The sequence below is a fragment of the Arhodomonas sp. KWT genome, assembly GCF_010993615.1.
Genome location: NZ_WNXE01000068.1, coordinates 1,649 through 4,457 on the forward strand (window position 1 = coordinate 1,649; position 2,809 = coordinate 4,457).

3 protein-coding genes are annotated in these 2,809 nt (G+C 69.6%); all 3 read right to left on the minus strand.

The genetic code is table 11. The features are described from left to right. The coding region (locus tag G7A99_RS25470; protein ID WP_240466250.1) for an aconitase family protein at positions 1 to 553 on the minus strand (553 nt) is incomplete at its 3' end. A gap of 156 nt (positions 554 to 709) precedes the next feature. Further along, on the minus strand, positions 710 to 1,834 hold the full coding sequence (gene prpC / locus G7A99_RS11300; RefSeq protein ID WP_018718104.1) for a 2-methylcitrate synthase: 1,125 nt from the start codon (positions 1,832 to 1,834) through the stop codon (positions 710 to 712). Positions 1,835 to 1,910: 76 nt separating this feature from the next. Next, complete coding sequence (gene prpB / locus G7A99_RS11305) at positions 1,911 to 2,795, minus strand: methylisocitrate lyase (RefSeq protein WP_018718103.1); 885 nt, start codon at positions 2,793 to 2,795, stop codon at positions 1,911 to 1,913. Between the last annotated feature and the right edge of the window lie 14 nt (positions 2,796 to 2,809).

Below are 2,809 nucleotides of genomic sequence, written 5' to 3' on the forward strand. Positions count from 1 at the left end.
GGACCACCGGCGACATCTTCTCCAGGTTGATCTGGTGCATGATGCCGTTGCCCGGCGGGATGACGTCCACGTTGTCGAAGGCCTTTTTGGTCCAGTCGATGAAGTGGAAGCGGTCCTCGTTGCGGCGATCCTCGATCTCGCGGTTCTTGCGGAAGGCGTCCGGATCGTAGCCGCCGCACTCCACGGCCAGGGAGTGGTCGACGATGAGCTGGGTCGGCACCACCGGGTTCACCTTGGCCGGGTCGCCGCCCTTCTCGGCGATGGCGTCGCGCAGGCCGGCGAGGTCCACGAGCGCGGTCTGGCCAAGGATGTCGTGGCAGACGACCCGCGCGGGGTACCACGGGAAGTCCTGGTCGCGCCGGCGCTCGACGATCTGCGTGAGCGCGGCGCTGAGCCGGGACGGGTCGCAGCGGCGCACCAGGTTCTCCGCCAGCACACGGGCGGTGTAGGGGAGGCGGTCGTAGGCGCCCGGGCGGATGTCGTCGACGGCGGCGCGGGTGTCGAAGTAGTCGAGGTCGGTGCCCGGCAGGGACTTGCGGTATCGGGTGTTCATGGCGTCGTTCTTCCAGCTTCCTGGCCCGTGGCCGTGGGGGCCGGCTTGGCCGTCGGCCCGGCATGTACGATCAGAGACCCGGCGCGCGTCCCTCGCGCCGGCGCTCCCCGGTCCCGGGCGCGCCGTCCCTGGCGGCCCGGATGCGGGGCGGGTTGGTCAGTCCCGCTCCTCCAGCGGCACCCAGGTCTGCAGGTCCGGCCCGGTGTACTCCGCGTTGGGGCGGATGATGCGGTTGTTGGCGCGCTGCTCGAAGACGTGGGCGCACCAGCCGGTGACGCGGGACATCACGAAGATCGGGGTGAACAGCTTCGTGGGGATGCCCATGAAGTGATAGGCGCTGGCGTGGAAGAAGTCCGCGTTGGGGAAGAGCTTCTTCTCGCGCCACATCACGTCGGCGACGCGCTCGGAGACGGGATAGAGGACGGTGTCGCCGATCTCGTCTGCGAGGCGCCTGGACCACGCCTTGATGATGGCGTTGCGCGGGTCCTTGTCGCGGTAGACGGCATGGCCGAAGCCCATGATTTTGTCCTTGCGCTCGAGCATGCCGAGGATCTCGCGCTCGGCCTCGTCCGGGTCGGACCACTGCTCGATCATCGCCATCGCCGCCTCGTTGGCACCGCCGTGGAGCGGGCCGCGCAGCGAGCCGATGGCGCCGGTGACGCAGGAGTGCAGGTCCGAGAGCGTGGAGGCGCACACCCGCGCGGTGAACGTCGAGGCGTTGAACTCGTGCTCGGCGTAGAGGATCAGCGAGGCGTGCATCACCTTCTCGTGGGTGGCGTTGGGCGACTCGCCGAGGAGCAGGTGGAGGAACTGCGCGCCGATGGAGTCGTCGTCCGTATCGGTGTCCACGCGCACGCCGTCGTGGGAGTAGCGGTACCAGTAGGTGATGATCCCGGGCAGCGCGGCGAGGATGCGGTCGGCGACGTCCTGCTGCTCCTCAAAGCCCTGCTCCGTCTCCAGGTTGCCGAGCATGGAGCAGCCGGTGCGCATGACGTCCATGGGATGGGCGTCCGCGGGGATGCGCTCGAGGACCTCCCGGAGCGCCTGCGGCAGCGCGCGCAGGCCCTTGAGGCGACGCTTGTAGGCGTCGAGCTCGGCGCGGTTGGGGAGCTTGCCGTAGAGCAGCAGGTAGGCGACCTCCTCGAACTGCGCGTGCTCGGCGAGGTCGTGGATGTCGTAGCCGCGATAGGTCAGGCCGGTGCCCTTGATGCCCACGGTACACAGCTCGGTCTCGCCGGCGGTCATGCCGCGCAGACCGGCGCCCGTTTTCTTCTCCGTCATGGTGCCTCTCCTGATGCGTGCGGGCCCGCCCGGCGGGGCGGGCCGTCAATGATCCTGTCCCTGTCGTCCGGACCGCTCACTCCTCGCGGGAGAACAGCTCGTCGAGCTTGCGCTCGTACTCGTGGTAGCCGAGCACGTCGTAGAGCTCGTTGCGGGTCTGCATGAGCTCGGTCACGGCGGACTGGGTGCCGTCCTGGCGGATGGCGGCGTAGACCTGCTCGGCGGCGCGGCTCATCGCCCGGAAGGCGGACAGCGGGTAGAGCACGAGCCCGGCCCCGGCGCCGCGCAGCTCCTCGACGGTGAACAGCGGGGTCTTGCCGAACTCGGTGATGTTGGCGAGCACGGGCACGGAGACGCGGTCGGCGAAGGCCTTGAACTCCTCCAGCGAGTGCAACGCCTCGGCGAAGATCATGTCCGCGCCGGCCTCGACGTAGGCGTCGGCACGCTCGACGGCGGACTCCAGGCCCTCACCGGCGTAGGCGTCGGTGCGCGCCATGATCACGAAGTCCTCGTCGTAGCGCGCGTCCACGGCGGCCTTCACCCGGTCGACCATCTCCGCCTTGGAGACCAGCGCCTTGCCCGGCCGGTGGCCGCAGCGCTTGGACTGGACCTGGTCCTCGATGTGCACGGCGGCGGCGCCGGCACGGGTCAGCTCCTGGATGGTACGGGCGATGTTGAAGGCGCCGCCCCAGCCGGTGTCGATGTCCACCAGCAGCGGCACGTCGCACACGCCGGTGATGCGGCGGACGTCCTCGGCGACGTCGGCGAGCTGGGTGATGCCCAGGTCCGGGAGGCCGAACGAGGCATTGGCCACGCCGCCCCCGGAGAGGTAGATGGCGCGGAAGCCGGCGCGCTCGGCGAGCAGCGCGGAGTAGGCGTTGATGGTGCCGGCCACCTGAAGCGGCCGTTCTTCGTCGACGGCGCGGCGGAAGCGCCGTCCTGCGGATTCCAATGTCGGCATGGTTTTCTCTCCCT